Raw genomic sequence first — 17,113 nt, forward strand, 5'->3', positions numbered from 1 at the left:
AATACACAAGAAGGACAAATGGTTAATAAAACAAAGGTAGAAAACAAAATGAAAATCAAAAAACAAAAAAGATTTGGAATGCTAAAAGGTATTACACATGCTTTAGCAATGGCCACAATCCTTTCAGGGTGTGCAAAAACACTACCGGACAAAGAGCCAGACTATGCTTACGAAGAGTACAGAACTAATAACTCTGTAACGGCTGCTAAAATTATTGTTGAATCTAGTGCAATTGCTACTCAGGAAGAACTTGCTAAAAATAGCATCAGTACAGAGATGATTGATGCAAGTGTTGGTAGCGAAGCAAAAGAGCTATACTCAACGAAAATCGTTAGTTCTAACGATAAGCAATACAATGTACTTGTAAAAGACCTTCTTATCTTCTCTGAAAAACCAGGAGAAAAGTTTGAGATTACATTTGACCTTACGACAAACTACCTAGTTGCATACCTTTCACCAGTTGAAGGAGACGTTAAGTCTTTTAGTGCATCAAACAAAGTAATTAGAGATGTACTTCCAGTTAAGGCTTCTTCTTTAAAGCGAATCCCTATTTTTCAATATGGAGTCGACTTTTATGAGAGAGAAAATAGAAAGAATGACCTTGAAGAAAAAACAAGACACATACAATATGTTGAAAGAGATCGTTCTGAGTCAAGTCACTTTAAAGTAGACTATCTTGTTAAGAACAGAACTTATACTGGCGTTTTTGGTATGGACCAAAAAGAGATTTCTACAATCTATCGTCGAAATAAAATAGAAAATGATGTTTTCACTGTAGCAGATCTTGAAGCGAGGCTTTTTAACAACAAAGATGCTTTCACAAGATCTGAAATTGACGGTCGTGTATTTGAAGACAAAGACCTTATAAAAGTAATCATTGATGATAAAACATCAAAAGCATACTTTGCTAGAGTTATTAATAGATCAGAACTTACTGACAATGAAGCAGAGCTTGCTAGAGCAGAAAAATACAATGTTCTATTCACAAAGTGTGATGCTGAAACTGCAAAAAGAGTAAAAGCACCACTTGCAGACTGTTTCTTAAGATCAGAGATTTCAGAATCAATTAAATACGTTAAGTTCAAATATGATCTAGATGAGAACGATGAAGTCCTAGCAGAAACAAAAGTATCAACAAGTACAGATGCTGAAGGCGCTAAATTTATCCAATTAGAAAAAGACTCAAAGCCAGAAGTTGTTTTTCCACAGGATATTAAAGAAGAGCTAAGTACAGCATGGCTTTCACTAGAAAAATTTAAGAATCAAACATTTACGTTTAGAAGAGTACTAGAAGATGCTCCTAATATCTTTAACTATACATTTGCTGGATCAAAATCAGCTTGGCACGTTGAAATTGTAAAATTTGATTTCGAAAAAGATAGAGTTGCAATTAGAAGAAGCGCTCCTCTACTAGACAAAACAGGTACAAGCGATCTTGATACTGAAATTCTATTAGAATTTGAAGCTGAGTATTATAGAAAAAGTCAAAATGACAATGGTGGGATTGTATACGTTCCATCACACCATAATGATGAAAGAGCATTTGCTGTAGTTAACCTTAAAAACGACAAGGTTAAAAATGTACAAACAGCACTTGACCCATACCTTATGAGTGCATGTACAAGTGGAGTTATTCCTGGTCTTACAGAAGTAAAAAATATCGCTCAAGTAGTTGATGGAAAAGACAATGTACTTAACTGGTCAACTCAAAAAACGTATAAAAAAGGAAGCTTTTTTAACTGTGCAGACTATGGTGGAGACTACCTAGGTCCACAAAACGAAACTCTTACTTTCAAAGAAAGAACAACTTTCATGAAGTATGAGCACAAGTATAATAAGCCAGAGCAAGACTTATCATATGAAGTTCAAAAGAAATTCAACTTTGGTCTATTCACAGGTTCTAAACTAGTTCCAAAAGGATATACTGAACAAACAAACGACTTTGACACTTCAGTTGGCCTACCAATGGTTTTTGATATCAAAAACGGTAAGACAATTGAATACGTTCTTACAGGTATTCCTTCAAATGAATACGATTCAGAAGGTAACCTTGTTAAGAAACTGACAAAGACAGAGTTAGACCTTAGAAATAAGATCATCCTATCTTCTAAGAAAGTTATTAATGACATCAACACTGGTTTCAGACGCGCTTTCAAAGGAACGCAGTACGAAGGTCGCGGTGATGTTATTACACTAAAAATTGAAAAAGATGGTTCTATTCCAGCAGGAACAAAGAACTACACAGTTGATTATACTCTTGATGGGCAAGAACAATCAGTAACGATTGAAGTTGTTGAAAAAGCTCACCTTGGAGATCTACAACGTAACCACATTTACTGGGTACAAAAAGCGACTTCAAGCCCAATCATTGGTCTTGGTGGTCCATCATTCAACCCGGTTAATGGTATCGTAGAATCAGCTTCTGTTTACCTTTATGGTGGAAACATGAAATCATCAATTGATTGGATGATTGAAAAGGCAAAAGCAGAGAAAAACTTTGTTAAGAATATGACTCCTTCAAGACAGCTTAAGCAATTAGTAGCTGAGTCAAATAAAGCAGCTATTCAAAAAGCACTTGATGAGCACAATGCAAAAACACAACAATCAACTCAACCATCAACTGATGGAACAGATGTTGAAGTAGAAGGTGAAGTTGCGACACAAGATGCGAAACAAGAAAATATTGTTTCACACCGTCACGGTATCGCTCACCATAAGTTAAAATCGAACCTACTTAATAAGATTAAGGTTCCAAATATTAACTCTCGTATGTCATCAATTAAGGATGCACATCGTCTTATGAAGGCAGACTTTGCTGCAACTTCATATGACAAAGATGAAGTATTTGAAAGATTTCCAAGAGCTAAGAAAGCAGAAGGTCTAAAGGCCCATAAAGCTTGGAAAGCGATTGCAAAGCAAGATGAAGTTGCTCTTCAAGAAGCACTTCACGGAGAGAACTCTCCAGAAGCAATCAGTGCAAAAATCCTACACTCAATGGAATACAGAAATGGTGTAAAGACACCAGTATGTAACCACCAAACTGCAGACTTTGCATTGAGCAACCTTGCTAAGAACTACGATGTTCTAGAAATGGCAAAAACTGACGAAGGTAAGAATGATATCCTAATCGATATCTGGATGCCAACACTTGCACACGAAATTGGCCACAACCTTGGTCTACGTCACAACTTTGTTGGATCATTTGATAAGAAGAACTGGCTATTCCCAGGTGAAAAAGAATCTAAGAGAACTTCTTCATCTGTTATGGACTACACGATTGATGATCATGCAACTTATGATGGACTAGCTCCATATGATGTATATGCTCTACGTGCAGCTTACGCTGGAATGGTTGAACTTGAAGGAACTTCAAATGAGAAGAAAACTTCAACAACAATTAATGGTAAAGAAGTTAAAGTAACTTCAGTAGAATCAGAATTTGAATCAGGGCTTTACTACCACCTTGTTAAAATCCAAGATGTATTAGATGCATTGACAGATGAATCAGGTAACCCTGCTGCAATTTCAAAGCATACATTAATGGCCGAGGCAGGTCTTAAGAGAATTAGATTCTGTTCAGATGAAGATGCTGGCCAGTCGCCACAATGTCAAAGACATGACTATGGATCATCTTTTGAAGAAATCGTTGATTATGAAATCAAAGATTACCGTCTAATGTATGAGTATATTTACTTCCCTGGAAAGCGTAAGCAATTCTACGGAGGAGCTGCATTTGGTTGGTTAATGAATAAGTTCTACAAATTAAGAATGATGAATGAAGAGATCTTCTACCATCTAATTCTTTCTCCAGAGCTTTATGATCCAAGTGTTGATCAAGTTGCTCACGATGCGACAACTAATGACTTAGTAAATGGAACAATTAAATCACTATTTTTCCTTCAGTCTGTTGTAGCTACTCCAGATATCGCACCAGGTGCAGGACTGGATACTGAAGCACAAAGAAATAAGCGTTTCGTACAAACAATCGTTCCTTCTCAAACGAAAGTAACGGCAGAAGACGGAACACAAATTGATGTTCAAACACAAAAAGCAATGGTTGTTGAAACGAAATGGAATGACTCTTATTCACTAGATGCTGACTCTTACAGAGCTAAGAACCGTGGTATTGAGTGGGATAAAGCAGCTGCTCTAGTTGCACTATCTGAGTCTGAATCATACTCATACAAGTATCGTTCAAACTCATTAAGAATTCCATACCAGTTACTTGAGCAATACCTATTTGGTATCGATATTGAAAACTCAATTGCTCAATCAACAATGACTGAAGTTCTATCTGGACAAGTTACACCACTTGTATACGATCCAGATACAGGAAGAAACGTACCTCTTACTAATGGAGCGTTTACTGTAGCAGTTGATGAAGTTGAAACGAACTACGCTGCAATCGGTGGTCTAATTTACGGACATATCGATACATTTGAGCAAACAGCAAACCCTGCTAGAGCATTCTGGGTAAAACATATTGCTCAAAGTGACCTTGTGACTAGAAATGTTGAAGTTGAAGGTCAAATGTATGAAGTTGCTGAAGACTTTGTGGCAGAAAAAACAAACCACAGAGAAGCTTATGTTCCATATGCAACTGATTCATATGTAGCAGGTAATATCATTCAAAAAGCTAGTATCATGCAATTAATTTCGCATGATGATAGATGGGACTCATTATTTAAAGAATGGGAACAGGCCCACATTTCAGCTCTAGAGCTTATTAAAACTGAGCCAGCTGAAGCAGCAACAGTAGAGTCAATGAACTTCCAAAAAGGAGAACTTGAAGCTGCAGCCGCAATTGGCGATACACAAACGATCCTAGCAGAACTAGAAAAATACTTTGCACAAGTACTTGCTGTATCTCAGTCATCTAACCAAGAGACTAAGATTGAAGGTATCAAGGCACAAAGAGATCTTCTAAAGAAAGCTGGTAGCTACTTCATCTCTGCAAAGTTTGCAGGACTAATGAATGAGCTAGGTTTACAAAATGTAACGATCGATACGATTAACCAAGTTGTAAGTAGAGCAATTGTTCCAATCGTACAGAATGTAGAATTCTGTCGATTATCAGACAACTACTGTCAAACAATTGATTTAGTACAAATGGGAAGTAGAAGTAATAAGAATGCTTACCTAAATAATAAGCTTACTAATACTTTAAACAACTTCTCAATGCCATCTATCAACGATGATGGTCAGGTTGAATTATTTGCTCCGGTAATCACAAAGATTATCCAAGGGATGAATGCCAATGAGAATGTTAAGTTTGGAGATGTTTTTGCTAGAGAAGCAAATGAAGGAACTCTTCAAGGAACATTACAAATGGATCAGTTAATTGGTGATGCGATTAGTGAAGCTAGAATTACTAAAGATGTTAATAGCTTCTACGGAGATATGAAGAGAAACGTAAAGCTTCTTGGTTCATACTTTAGAATGATAAACGGAATGGAAGGTAAGTAACCTAACAAACCGACTACCAATAAATTTGTTCTTTAATTAGGCCCCACCTGTCCAGTGGGGCCTTTTTTGTTTGCGGCATCCGCAGGAGCGGATGAAGCAATACAACCCAGAGGCGACCACGAAGGGAGCCTTCGGGTAACCAATTATGTATATTCTACATCTCTTCTCATTGAATAAAAATTTATGCACAAAGAACAGGAGCGGATGAAGCAATACAACCCAGAGGCGAAAATGCACAAATCCCTAAAATAACAAAATTCTTAAATTTACCTAATAAAAATATAACTTTTCACCATGCGACATTTTAATAATCAATTGTTAAATTGGTTACTGAAGGGTTTCATAACAGAATTAGTTTTGGAGTTTTTATCAAATTAGATCGTTTCAACTATTTTTACCCGAAACAACTTATACAGCTTAAAGGACAAGCTGCTGTTGAAAAAACATACGAAGCCAGAATAATCACATTCATTTTACTAAGTGTTTTATTCACTTCTTTTACATCTCTTATTTTATTTTTATCCTTATTTAATCTTCCAAAGATCTACCCCTATAGTGCAGCACTCATTTCGACATTAAGCCTCTGTTCCATATACATTTATAAGAAACACAACAAAATACTTGCTGCACAGGCCCTACTCCTATTTCTTCAATTTTGTGTGATAAATATATTCGCCTTAATAACACAGTCTCACGCATGGTCTTTATTGATATGGTCTTACCTATTATTTTTAACATCAAATAAGATCATCAAGTTTACGATACCATTTTTAGGATTTTTAACTAACATAATTACTATTAGCTACTTTTGTTACTACGCAGCACCACTTGATGATTTCCAATATAAGACAATTCACTTTCTTGGAAATATATTACTTCCCTCTGTCCTTTACATCATACTTATGACTTATAAGAAAATTATCGACAGTGATAAATACAAACAATTAAAACTACAACAACAAAAAGATACCATTTCTAAAATGATCATTACTCTTAGTCATGAAATTAATAACCCACTGGCAATTGTAAAAATGTGTTTAACACGACTCGAAAATGAGCGTTCACAGGACCTAATAGAAAGATGTGATAAGAACCTGGAGCGTATTATCGAAATTAATCGTCTTATCAAAGACCTTCAGGATTTTGATGAAGTTAAATATGGTGAAACAACTACCATGTATGACATTTTTAAGAGGATAGAAATCGATAGGAATGGAAAGTTTAAAAGACAGGAGGATGATTTATTAAATTAGATATTTCAAAATATATTTACCCAAAATCAATCCATCAATATGAAGGTTTTGAAAGGATTAAAAAATTACATGAAGCAAGACTCGTTTTGTTTACAAATACATCATTATTTTTGATTTCAATTATTCTAGGCTATTTGATATTTAGTCAACACGGACAAATTAAAACTGATAATGTAGGAGTAATTTTAATATTTCCATTAACAGCTCTGGCCTACTATCAATATGTAAAACACGATAATAAAACATATTTTGAATTTGTCTTAATAGCAGTTTGTTTAATACATCTTAATTTGCGCGCAATAGCTCTTGGAGCAAGAGCGTGGCTTTTACTGCCTTGGGCCTTAACAGGTTTCACTATAACCGCATACACTGTTGGTCAGAAGAAGGCATTAATCGCCTTAATAACAAATATCGTTATTATGTCTTATTGCTCATATATGCGAGTCGATTATATTGAGGATATTACGTTTCTAAGTATGTTATTTATAAATATCATTATCCCTTCATTTGTCATGGGATCTATCGTCTACTTTAAAAATCTTATAGAAGAACAAAGGGCAAAAGAATCCTCGATCTATCATAAAAGAGAAGTTACATCAAAAATGATCTATGTACTTTCTAGTGAAATAAATGATCCACTTATGGTAGCAAAACTTAGTCTAAAACGTTTCAAGGAATCTCATAATCCAGACTTTTTAAAAAAGTGTAATCAAAGTGTTGATCGAATAACTGCAATATTAAAAAAAGTAAGACGAATAAAGAATTACAAACAAGTACAAACAAAGTTCAATAAAGAACAACTCAAAACACTAGTATCAAAAGAAAAAAGTAAGCTTGCAAGAAATCAAAAAGATAATTATCAATTTAAATAATAAAAAAAGGCCCTCTATAAGAGGGCCATTTATATAGAAAAAGTTTTAAATATTAAATTATGCTTTTTCGAACTTGATAACTTCAGTTGGACAAGCTTCAGCAGCTTCGAGAATTAGAAGTCCATTATCAAGAGGAGCATCTGGACGAATAATACAATTTGTATCAGTAACTTCGAATACTTCTGGGTAAATACCTTCACAAGCATTACAAACGATACACCCCTCTTCAATCCAAACTTTAGATACTGCAAAATTCTCTTGAGCAGCAGCATCTCCACCACCGTTACCAGCAAACTCACCAGCAAATTGTGGGTTAGCAGAAATTCTTAGTCCTACTGGAATATTTCCTTCAGGAATAGGATCTGCAATAAATGAACGAGAAGTTTGATGATAAAACTTCTTAGGCTTCTCATATCCAAACTCTCCATTAAACTCTTCTACAGTCTGAGTTGCTCCACGATAAGCTTCAATAAACTTACGCGCCTTCATTTGACGTGATTGAGTAATACCTTCTTTAGACTTAATCTCAACTTCAACAGTTGCAGAGTCTAGGTTTTCAATATCTAAAATATCTTTGAAAGCAGGTCCAAATTTAACTTCTACTGCGAAGTCTGAGTCTTGTGCAGCATAATCACTTGAAACTGTTACCTGTGTTTTCTTACCAAATGGGTTAAATAATCTAACCACAACATGGTTAAACTTTGCTGGCTCTCTTGAATTATTCCAACGGTAACCGAAAGCAAAGCTCTCATCATCAGAAGCTTTTAATACATCTAATTTTGACTTTCCAAATAGAAAGAAAAAAGCACCTGAAAGAAGGCTTAAAATACCAAGTTGGACAATCATCCCTGTTACAACTAATAATGCAATAGCTAGTGCAATTAAAGTAGTATTCACTTTATCTCCTTAAATTCCTTATATATTTTTCCAAAGTATAGCATGATTTAAAATTATTCGTCTAAGGAATTACATATAGTTAAATCGATTTTATCTAACGCAGCAGGACTAAAACCGACTTTTACCTTTAGTTTTCCTTCATCAATGGCCCCAAGGCCAAGTGTTTGATTATTTGATCTGACCCAATATAGGCCATCCGTCTCATTCTCTCTCTTTATCGTCATTCCGTTAGCAAAACTAAGGGCATCCTTATCATCTAGTTCAAGTAACTGAAAATTGATTAAATCAGTGATAGGTTGAGCATGATTCAATAAAAACTCTCGAAAATCAAAATGATCATCATTAAAAATATCAAGTTTAATTGAGCCATCGAGATCAATACCAGCTGAGTTTGTTCTTCTTAGCTCCTCAAGTGCTCCTCGTGTTCCAAGCTTAATGGCCAGATCATCAAAGAGAACTCTTATATACGTTCCTGAAGAGACGCTAACACGAAAGACAACAGTATCCCCTTCAAAGCTTAGAAGCTCTATATCGTGGATATGACGCTCGACAGGAGGCTTTTCGATGATGATGCCTTCTCTTGCCCATTCATGTAGAGGCTTACCTTCATGCTTTGTGGCCGAAAAGGCCGGTGGGCTTTGCATATAAGGCCCTACAAATGATTCCAAGGCGTCTTTTACGATATCAAAAGTCAGTGGCGGAATCTCAACCCTTTCCATCGTGCCATCTTCAGTATCAAAATCACCAGTTGGCGATAAGAAGCCAAGGCGTCCTGAAGCGATATACTCTTTAGTTGAAACTTGAGTGTATTGATTTAAACGAGTAGCTGGACCAATTCCAATAACCATGAGTCCAGTAGCAAATGGATCGAGTGTTCCAAAATGGCCAATCTTTCCAATATTTTTAGGGAGCTTTCTTTTAAACTGTCTAATAACGTCAAAGGAAGTTATTCCCTTAGGCTTATCGACCTTAAAAAAGAAAGGCCCAAAAATTGGGCCTTTAAACTTTCGTGCCATATTAGTATGACTTTCCTTTTTCTTTTTCTGACTTAAGCAGCTGTTCTATTTCTTGCTCGTCTTCAAATTGCGAGTCATAAACAGCAGTTAGAGATGGAGTGTGTCTAACCTTAAGTGTTTTTGCCAAATGAGTTCTCATTTTACCTAAAGCTGACTCCATTGCTTTTGCAATATCACCTCTTCGAGAAGGATCAAATGTATCCCAGTAAAGAGTTGCTACTGAGAAGTCAGGATTCATTTCAACTTTAGTTACTGAACAATAAGTGAATGCACTATTATCCAGACCTGTACGCAATAACTTATTGACTTCATTTTTTATCTGCTCTTCGTATTGCAGTTTTTTATTATTGCTACTCATGGCCTATCTCCAATATTAAAGAATCGGTGACTCAGACGTCATAACGTCTTCAAGTTTACGTTTCTTCTCTTTCATTTGGTATGCTTCAAATAGGTCGCCAACTTTAATATCATTATAGTTTTCAAGACCTACACCACACTCGTAACCATTCTTAACTTCTTTAACGTCATCTTTGAAACGTTTAAGAGATGACATTTTACCATCAAACATGATCTTACCTTCTCTAAGAAGACGAACATTACATCCAACCATGATCTTACCGTCAACGACAACAGAACCTGCAATTGTACCAATTTTTGGAACAAAGAATGTATCGCGAACTTCTGCACGACCGATATACTCTTCAGTATATTCAGGATCAAGAAGACCTTCGACTGCAAGTTTAACATCATTGATTAGTTCATAGATGATTGAGTATGTTTTAATATCAACACCATACTGCTCAGAAAGTTTTCTAGCAGATGTTGCTGGTCTCATATTAAATCCAATGACAAATGCCCCAGAAGTATTAGCAAGTTCAATGTCAGAGTCACTAATTTGTCCAACTCCACCACGAATTACCTTAACTTCAACTTCAGGATTTGAAATTGACTCTAGTGCAGTTTTAATAGCTTCGTATGAACCTTGTACATCTGCTCTAATGATAAGATTAAGATCTTTTGTTTGACCTTCTTCACCAGCTGCCGTTGCAAAGAAGTCCTCAAGAGAAACCTTAGGTCCTTGAGTCGTCGCAGCAGCTTCAATTCTGATGCGCTCATCAATTCTATTTTGTGCAATCTTCTTTGCTTCTCTTTCATTTTTAACAACGTTTAGAACGTCACCTGGAGCCGGAGCCTCACTTAGACCAAGGATTTGAACAGGAGTTGATGGCCCAGCTTTTGGAAGCTGATTACCTCTGTGGTCAGTTAAACTTCTAGCTCTACCAAAAGTTTCACCTACTACAATTGAATCGCCTTTTTTAAGCGTTCCTTTTTCAACAAGTACAGTTGCAACAGGTCCACGGCCATGCTCAATTCTAGACTCAACAACAACGGCTTCTGCAACACCTTTTGGATCTGCACGAAGCTCAAGAATTTCAGCTTGTAGAGCAATTGCTTCTAGAAGTTCATCAATTCCTTCACCTTTAAGAGCTGAGATATTACAGAATTGAGTATCTCCACCCCATTCTTCAGGTGTAATACTGTATTCAGTTAACGCTTGCTTGATACGATCTGGATTAGCTCCTTCACGGTCCATTTTGTTAACTGCTACAATTAAAGGCTTTCCAGCACTTTGAATATATTTAATCGATTCAACAGTCTGTGGCATAACACCATCATCTGCTGCAACAATTAGAATAACGATATCTGTGATATCTGCACCACGTTGTCTCATTGCTCCAAAGGCTGCGTGACCAGGAGTATCTAAGAACGTTAGTTTAGAATCTTTAACATCAACTGAATATGCACCAATGTGCTGAGTGATACCACCAGCTTCACCGTCTGCAATTTTCGCGTTTCTAATACAATCAAGAAGAGTTGTTTTACCGTGATCAACGTGACCCATGATAGTAACAACAGGAGCACGAAGTGGAAGTTTACTAACTTCTTCTTCAGAAAGTTCTTCTTTACCGATAACTGCATCTTCATCAAATGACTGATCTTCTACACGATAATCATAAAGCGCAGCGATTTGACCTGCTAATTTTAGACCGATGTAATCACCATTTCTAACAAGTAGGTTTAGATCAAGACACTTATCGATCATATCTTTTAGCTTAATTGATAACTTTTTAGCTAATTGCTCAGCATAAGCTCCACCATGAAGCTTAATAACTCTTTTTGATTCTTTAACTTCTGTTATCTCAGTTGACTTAGAAGGACCTGAATATTGTCTCTTTCTCTTAACCTGAGTATACATTGGACGGCCTGAGCCTTGAAGAGCAGCATATGACTTAAGCTCAGTTGTAGCACGTTCTTCATTAAGGGCTTGAGAACGATTAACATTCTTCTTAGCACTTAACATAGAAGCAAGACCACTTAGCCTACTACTTTTAGCGTCCTTCTTACCAGTAACACCTTTTGTACCAGGACCAGCTTTCGCATTAATGTCGTCTTCTGGCTTCTCTTCAGCTTTTTTAGCTTCACGAGTCTTTCTAGCTGCAGCTTTCTCTTTATCTTCTTTAGTAGGCGCTGAAACAATTCTTAAACCAAATGGTTTACCATCAACACCTTTGTCACTTTCTTTCTCTTTTGAAGAAGTCTCTTTTTCAACTTTCTTCTCTTGAGCTTCTGTTTCATCTTTTGATTCAGCAGCTTTAGGTTCTTCAGAGCTTTTTTCAGCAACCTTAGTTTCTTTTGCCTCAACTACCTTTTCAGGTTTTTGCGTAGAAGCTTCAGCAACATGTACTGTAGTTGTCTCTTCAGTGCTTTCATCAACAGATGGTGTTGCCTCAGATGATTTTGAAGAAGCCTTACGACGAACAACTGTTTTCTTCTTACGAGTTACAGTTTTCTTTGCCGGCTTATCTTCACCGTCTTCTTCGTCTTTACTAGCTGCTTTCTTACGAACAGTAGTCTTCTTAGCAGTCTTCTTCTTGGCCTTTTTCTTCTTTGTTACCTTCTTCTTTGCTGGAGCATCTTCGCTCTTAGCACTAGCGCCGGCTAACTCTTGCCACTTTGTGATATCATCGTCCGATAATACCGACATGTGGTTTCTTACGTTAAAGCCATGGGCTTTCAGTTCCTCAACAAGATCGAGAGGCTTCTTTCCGATTTCATTGGCCAATTCAAATATTTTCTTAGGCATTTTGTCTCCGTAGTATGACTACAATTTTATAAATTATTTAATTTTAAATGCAGCTAATTCTTCTCTTAGTCTTCTCTCAGCTTCATTAAATTTATCAGAGCCTTCTTCTGATTCCTCACCAGACTCTTTATTTATGATACCTAGGTATCTTGGTACTGCTGATGCAGATACCAGTTCTTCTTCACCTTCAGGTTGAAGTTCAATTGTCCCTTCTTCAACAAGCTTTGCTGCTTCATCAATTGCCGCTTGAGCAGCAGCTTCATCAACACCAGTCATTGAAGCGATTTCGCTTGCAGGTGTTGCCATGAAGTCACCAATTGCCATGATGCTATTTTGAACAAGTACTTGAGCCATTGCATCTGAAACAGATGGAATTTGAAGTAAGTTTTCAACGGCCTTATTAACTTTCTCTTGAAGTTTTGTTTTAGAGATAATGTTAATATTGTATCCCGATAACATCGCTGCAAGGCGAACGTTTTGACCACGTCTACCAATTGCAAGAGATAGTTGATCTTCTTCAACGATCACATCCATTGATTTAGAGTCATGATCAATTGAAATATTTTCAATTTCAGATGGAGCAAGTGCCGCAATAGCAAATGTTGCTAGGTCATCGTTCCATCTTACGATATCAATTTTTTCACCTTGAAGTTCGTTAACGATATTTTGAACACGAGATCCCTTCATACCAACACATGCACCAACAGGATCGATATCTTTATCAACTGACTGTACAGCAATCTTGGCTCTCTGACCTGGCTCACGTGCAGCAGATTTAACCTCGATTGTTCCATCTTGAATCTCAGGTACTTCTACTTCAAATAGCTTAACTAAGAACATTGGAGATGTACGAGAAAGTCTAATTTCAGGACCTCTGTTCGTCATCACAACTTCAGTTAAGTATGCTTGAATTCTATCACCTGGATTAAATTGTTCACCTGGGATAATTTCTCTTCTTGAAAGAACTGCATCGGCCTTACCAAGGTCAACGATGATATTCCCTCTTTCATATCTTCTAGCGATACCAGTTACTAGATCACCTTCTCTGTGCTTGAACTCAGAGAATAGAATCTCTCTTTCAGCATCACGTACTTTTTGCATAATAATTTGACGAGCAGTTTGAACATCAACACGAGTAAAATTAGGGTTTTCAATTTTAATACCTAATTGATCTCCTACCTCTACGTCTTCATCTAATTCTCTTGCATCAGAAAGATTAATCTCAATAATTGGATCTCTTACATCTTCAACAACATTTTTATATTGAAAAATCTCTACATCGTCATCATCGTCATTGTAACGAGTTTCATATTCACCTTGAATTCCAAACTTCTTTCTAGCTGTTACTAAGAAAGCTTGCTCAATAGCGTTTACGATAATTGCTTTATCGATTCCACGGTCTTTACCTAATACATCAATAATTTTACCTAATTCTGAGAAACTCATTTTTTCACCTCAATAGTTACACTTCTGGTTCAAGTGCTACCTTATTAATATCATTTAAATTTAATTTTAAATCAAAGTCACTGTCGAGATTAACTTCTATATAGTCATCTCCAACATCATTTAAAACACATAAAACTTTCTTAGTATTGGCAGTTTTTTTATCAAAGTTCTCACCTTGAAATAAGTCACCAAACTTCTTATTTAATTCAACGAGAATTCTTTGTCCCTTACTTAAGTCAAAGTGTTCTCTTGTTTTAATTTTACGAAACATTCCAGGAGAAGATACTTCTAAGACAATATCATCAGGTATCCAGTCAGCACTCTCCATAGGCTCACTAAAAGCACGATCAACTGCCACACAATCTTCGATCACTGCAGTATTCGTTTCTTTATTCATTATATAAACGCGTAAAGTTTTTGAACCTTTTATATATTCCATATCGTAAAGGTAGTAACCAGCTTCACTTACAATAGCTTGTGAAAGCTCGTAAAACTTCTTCTCTATACCTTTATATTCAACATTTAAATTCATTAAAATGTGCCTATTAATAAAAAAAAAGGGTAGCACTAATAAGTCTACCCGATTATATCTTGTTAAAAATTTAACTAATCGTTATTTACCCAGATTTTAAAAAAAATTATTCTAAATTTCTAAGTACCTATTAATTATCAGACATTTTGAAATCTTGTCAAGGTTTGTCACAATCTTGAACGCCATGCATTATTACGGCCGAATTACCATTTTGATAAAACCGCTTTTTTATATGAATCTGTTTAAGGCCCATTTTTTGATAAAATCCAATCGCACCATCATTATTCTCCTCTACTTCAAGGTATATATGAGGTTTACTGAAGCCTAACTCTACTGATGCGACGTGGCACATTTGCTTAAATAAGGCCAAAGCTAACTTACGACGTCGGAATTTTTCATCGACAACGATCTTATAAAGATGGCAGAAATCTGGTGAAGATAGTTCAAATACACATAAAGATATTATTTCTTTTTTATTATTTTCTAGGGATTCTTGCCACAAGCAAACAATATTTCTTGAAGAACCTGCAAGCTCTTTCCAAACTTTCTTCGACCATGACCATTTAAAATGATCAGATTCAAAGTCTGATAACTTATCAACCATCTGTTCATCTAATTTGGCCAAGTATTCGAATTGTATTTTCATATTTCGACTACCTAGACCTTACAGAAATAGACGTGACTGAATATCTTTCAATATATGCGTACGGTAACTTGTTGACCTTTTCACAAGGCTTTCTGGAGTTATTATGTCTTTATTATTAATGAATGATTTATAGCGCTTTGCAAGCTCAAGATTTGTATTAAAGATTTGCTCAACAGTTTTTCTATAAGCTTTAGGAACCTTGCATTTTTCAAACTTCGGTGTTGATAAAAACTCATGCTCCAAGCTTAACAACTTCCCTATAAGCATTATCTTTTTAATTCTTTGTATTTGAGAGTCATTTGGTACCAGCGGTGCGGCTTCAACACCTTCCTGTGTTGAAAGTGCTCCAACTAATTCATTAAAATAATCTTTGTTCTTATTTTCATCTATAGAGCATTTTGAATACTGATAAGCTTTTAAGAGGAAATTGGCTTCCTTGGTAAAATATATTTTACCATTTATAGAGAAAAGGGCCCTTTCTCGAAGGGCCCATGTATTTGTCATAAAAAAAATTGAAATATAAATTAAAAATCGCATCTATCTTAAACTGGAGAACTGATATCAACGTTTGCCACGGCTTTACCTGCAGTAAGCTTAGTCTCCATTTGATAGCGAATCTTAACATCTGGATTGAAAGTATATCCGTCTTTTCCGCGAATAATATACTTTCTCTTCGTATTACTATTATCTTTAGGTTCAATTAACTTTCTTAGACGAGAAATCGAAGTATAGATAAGCTTGTCGTGAATTAATGGATTGTACTCATCTTTCCAAATCTCTCTAGCAAGATCTTCTTTATCAAAGAAACTTCCGCGATTCTTAGCTAATAAGAATAGGATCTCTAGTAGAACAAAACGATGTTTGAAATCAATTACACCAATATTCTTCTCTTTTACTTTTCTATTGTTACGATCAAGGTAAATATCAACACTTGAATCATTAACTTCATGAATCTCGGCATCAAGAACATTTGTTAGACGCTTAAATGTCGTCGAATCAACTGCTTGCTTTGCTAGGTTATAATAAAGAGTTGCTCTATCGTAATCACCTTTAACTTTTTGAACCTGTCCAATTCCTAAAAGAATATATCCGTATAGGTTCCAGCACTTCTTATTTTGAAGCGTAATATTTGCAAGATTAAAATGTTTTAAAGACGCTTCAATATTGCCTGTGGCCATATGAATTTTTCCATATGTCATATGCATTGAACCACCTAAATACTCTTTATTAATAATTTTTAAAAGATTATCTAGTTGTCCCATATACTCGAGAGAAAGTTCAAATTGACCTCTGTTAAATGCATTATTTGCTAAAGCTAATAAGCATTTAGAGTGAAGATCAGGATCATTTTCCTCTTTAGACTTATTATAAGATAAGTCTAGGTCTTGATATGCTCCATCGAAGTCAGTTCGATATGACTTGATAAGACCTGAATAATAGAAGTATTCAGCTGATAGGCTTCCTAGATTCTCTTGAAGGTCATTAACAATGGCCTCACTATGTGAAATATATTTTTCGGCTTTTTCATCCTCTAATTTCTCGGCCGCAATACGAATGAGAAAACTTAGAATTTTTAAAACACGGTAATTATCCTGAGGACATTCAGCACAATCGATAGCTTTAAGAAAGTTTACTTCCGCCTTGTTAAGATCGGCCTTATCATAGTGAAGCTTACCAAGCTGGTAGTAAGCCTTTCCGACTTCTAGCTTAGTTAAATTATCTTGAGTTGGAATTAGCCCTTCACCAGAACCGACAAAGCCTAGAACATCTAAACTTGCTGATTCTTTTTGATTACTTGTTCCAGATTCTTGTCCCCCGACAATCTGCATATTTAACTCCC

12 protein-coding genes are annotated in these 17,113 nt (G+C 35.8%); 3 read left to right on the forward strand and 9 right to left on the reverse strand.

Annotated features, from left to right (window positions below; translation table 11 throughout):
• Positions 1–18 precede the first annotated feature (18 nt).
• The 3 genes from DAY19_RS14875 to DAY19_RS14885 all read left to right on the forward strand — a co-directional run bounded on the left by DAY19_RS14875 (position 19) and on the right by DAY19_RS14885 (position 7,591).
• Complete coding sequence (locus DAY19_RS14875) at positions 19–5,466, forward strand: zinc-dependent metalloprotease (protein ID WP_115363894.1); 5,448 nt, start codon at positions 19–21, stop codon at positions 5,464–5,466.
• Positions 5,467–6,368: 902 nt separating this feature from the next.
• Positions 6,369–6,719 (forward strand): histidine kinase dimerization/phospho-acceptor domain-containing protein, encoded by a 351-nt coding sequence (locus DAY19_RS15170; RefSeq protein WP_133296996.1) that lies wholly within the window; start codon positions 6,369–6,371, stop codon positions 6,717–6,719.
• An 86-nt stretch (positions 6,720–6,805) separates the two neighbouring features.
• A complete protein-coding gene (locus DAY19_RS14885) occupies positions 6,806–7,591 on the forward strand; it encodes a hypothetical protein (RefSeq protein WP_115363897.1) in 786 nt (261 codons plus the stop codon).
• 57 nt (positions 7,592–7,648) lie between these two features.
• Here the strand turns inward: DAY19_RS14885 and DAY19_RS15355 are convergent, their stop codons facing one another.
• The 9 genes from DAY19_RS15355 to DAY19_RS14930 all read right to left on the reverse strand — a co-directional run bounded on the left by DAY19_RS15355 (position 7,649) and on the right by DAY19_RS14930 (position 17,102).
• Positions 7,649–8,488 (reverse strand): ferredoxin, encoded by an 840-nt coding sequence (locus DAY19_RS15355; protein ID WP_199506676.1) that lies wholly within the window; start codon positions 8,486–8,488, stop codon positions 7,649–7,651.
• A 53-nt stretch (positions 8,489–8,541) separates the two neighbouring features.
• Positions 8,542–9,504, reverse strand: a complete 963-nt coding sequence (gene truB / locus DAY19_RS14895) for a tRNA pseudouridine(55) synthase TruB (protein WP_115363899.1) — start codon at positions 9,502–9,504, stop codon at positions 8,542–8,544.
• Between the two features lies 1 nt (position 9,505).
• Positions 9,506–9,862: a 30S ribosome-binding factor RbfA gene (rbfA, locus tag DAY19_RS14900; RefSeq protein WP_115363901.1), complete on the reverse strand. Its 357-nt coding sequence runs from the start codon at positions 9,860–9,862 to the stop codon at positions 9,506–9,508.
• A gap of 15 nt (positions 9,863–9,877) precedes the next feature.
• The gene (gene infB, locus DAY19_RS14905; protein WP_115363903.1) at positions 9,878–12,649 is read right to left on the reverse strand and encodes a translation initiation factor IF-2; all 2,772 of its coding nucleotides are present in this window, start codon (positions 12,647–12,649) and stop codon (positions 9,878–9,880) included.
• A gap of 33 nt (positions 12,650–12,682) precedes the next feature.
• Positions 12,683–14,095 (reverse strand): transcription termination factor NusA, encoded by a 1,413-nt coding sequence (gene nusA, locus DAY19_RS14910; protein WP_115363905.1) that lies wholly within the window; start codon positions 14,093–14,095, stop codon positions 12,683–12,685.
• Positions 14,096–14,111: 16 nt separating this feature from the next.
• Positions 14,112–14,627, reverse strand: a complete 516-nt coding sequence (locus DAY19_RS14915) for a ribosome maturation factor RimP (RefSeq protein ID WP_115363906.1) — start codon at positions 14,625–14,627, stop codon at positions 14,112–14,114.
• A gap of 157 nt (positions 14,628–14,784) precedes the next feature.
• On the reverse strand, positions 14,785–15,273 hold the full coding sequence (locus DAY19_RS14920; RefSeq protein WP_115363908.1) for a GNAT family N-acetyltransferase: 489 nt from the start codon (positions 15,271–15,273) through the stop codon (positions 14,785–14,787).
• An 18-nt stretch (positions 15,274–15,291) separates the two neighbouring features.
• Entirely contained in the window at positions 15,292–15,777 is a 486-nt protein-coding gene (locus tag DAY19_RS14925) for a hypothetical protein (protein WP_115363910.1), read from the reverse strand.
• Between the two features lie 38 nt (positions 15,778–15,815).
• Positions 15,816–17,102, reverse strand: a complete 1,287-nt coding sequence (locus tag DAY19_RS14930) for a helix-turn-helix domain-containing protein (protein WP_115363912.1) — start codon at positions 17,100–17,102, stop codon at positions 15,816–15,818.
• Between the last annotated feature and the right edge of the window lie 11 nt (positions 17,103–17,113).

Source organism: Halobacteriovorax vibrionivorans, from assembly GCF_003346865.1.
Taxonomy (GTDB): Bacteria; Bdellovibrionota; Bacteriovoracia; order Bacteriovoracales; family Bacteriovoracaceae; genus Halobacteriovorax_A; species Halobacteriovorax_A vibrionivorans.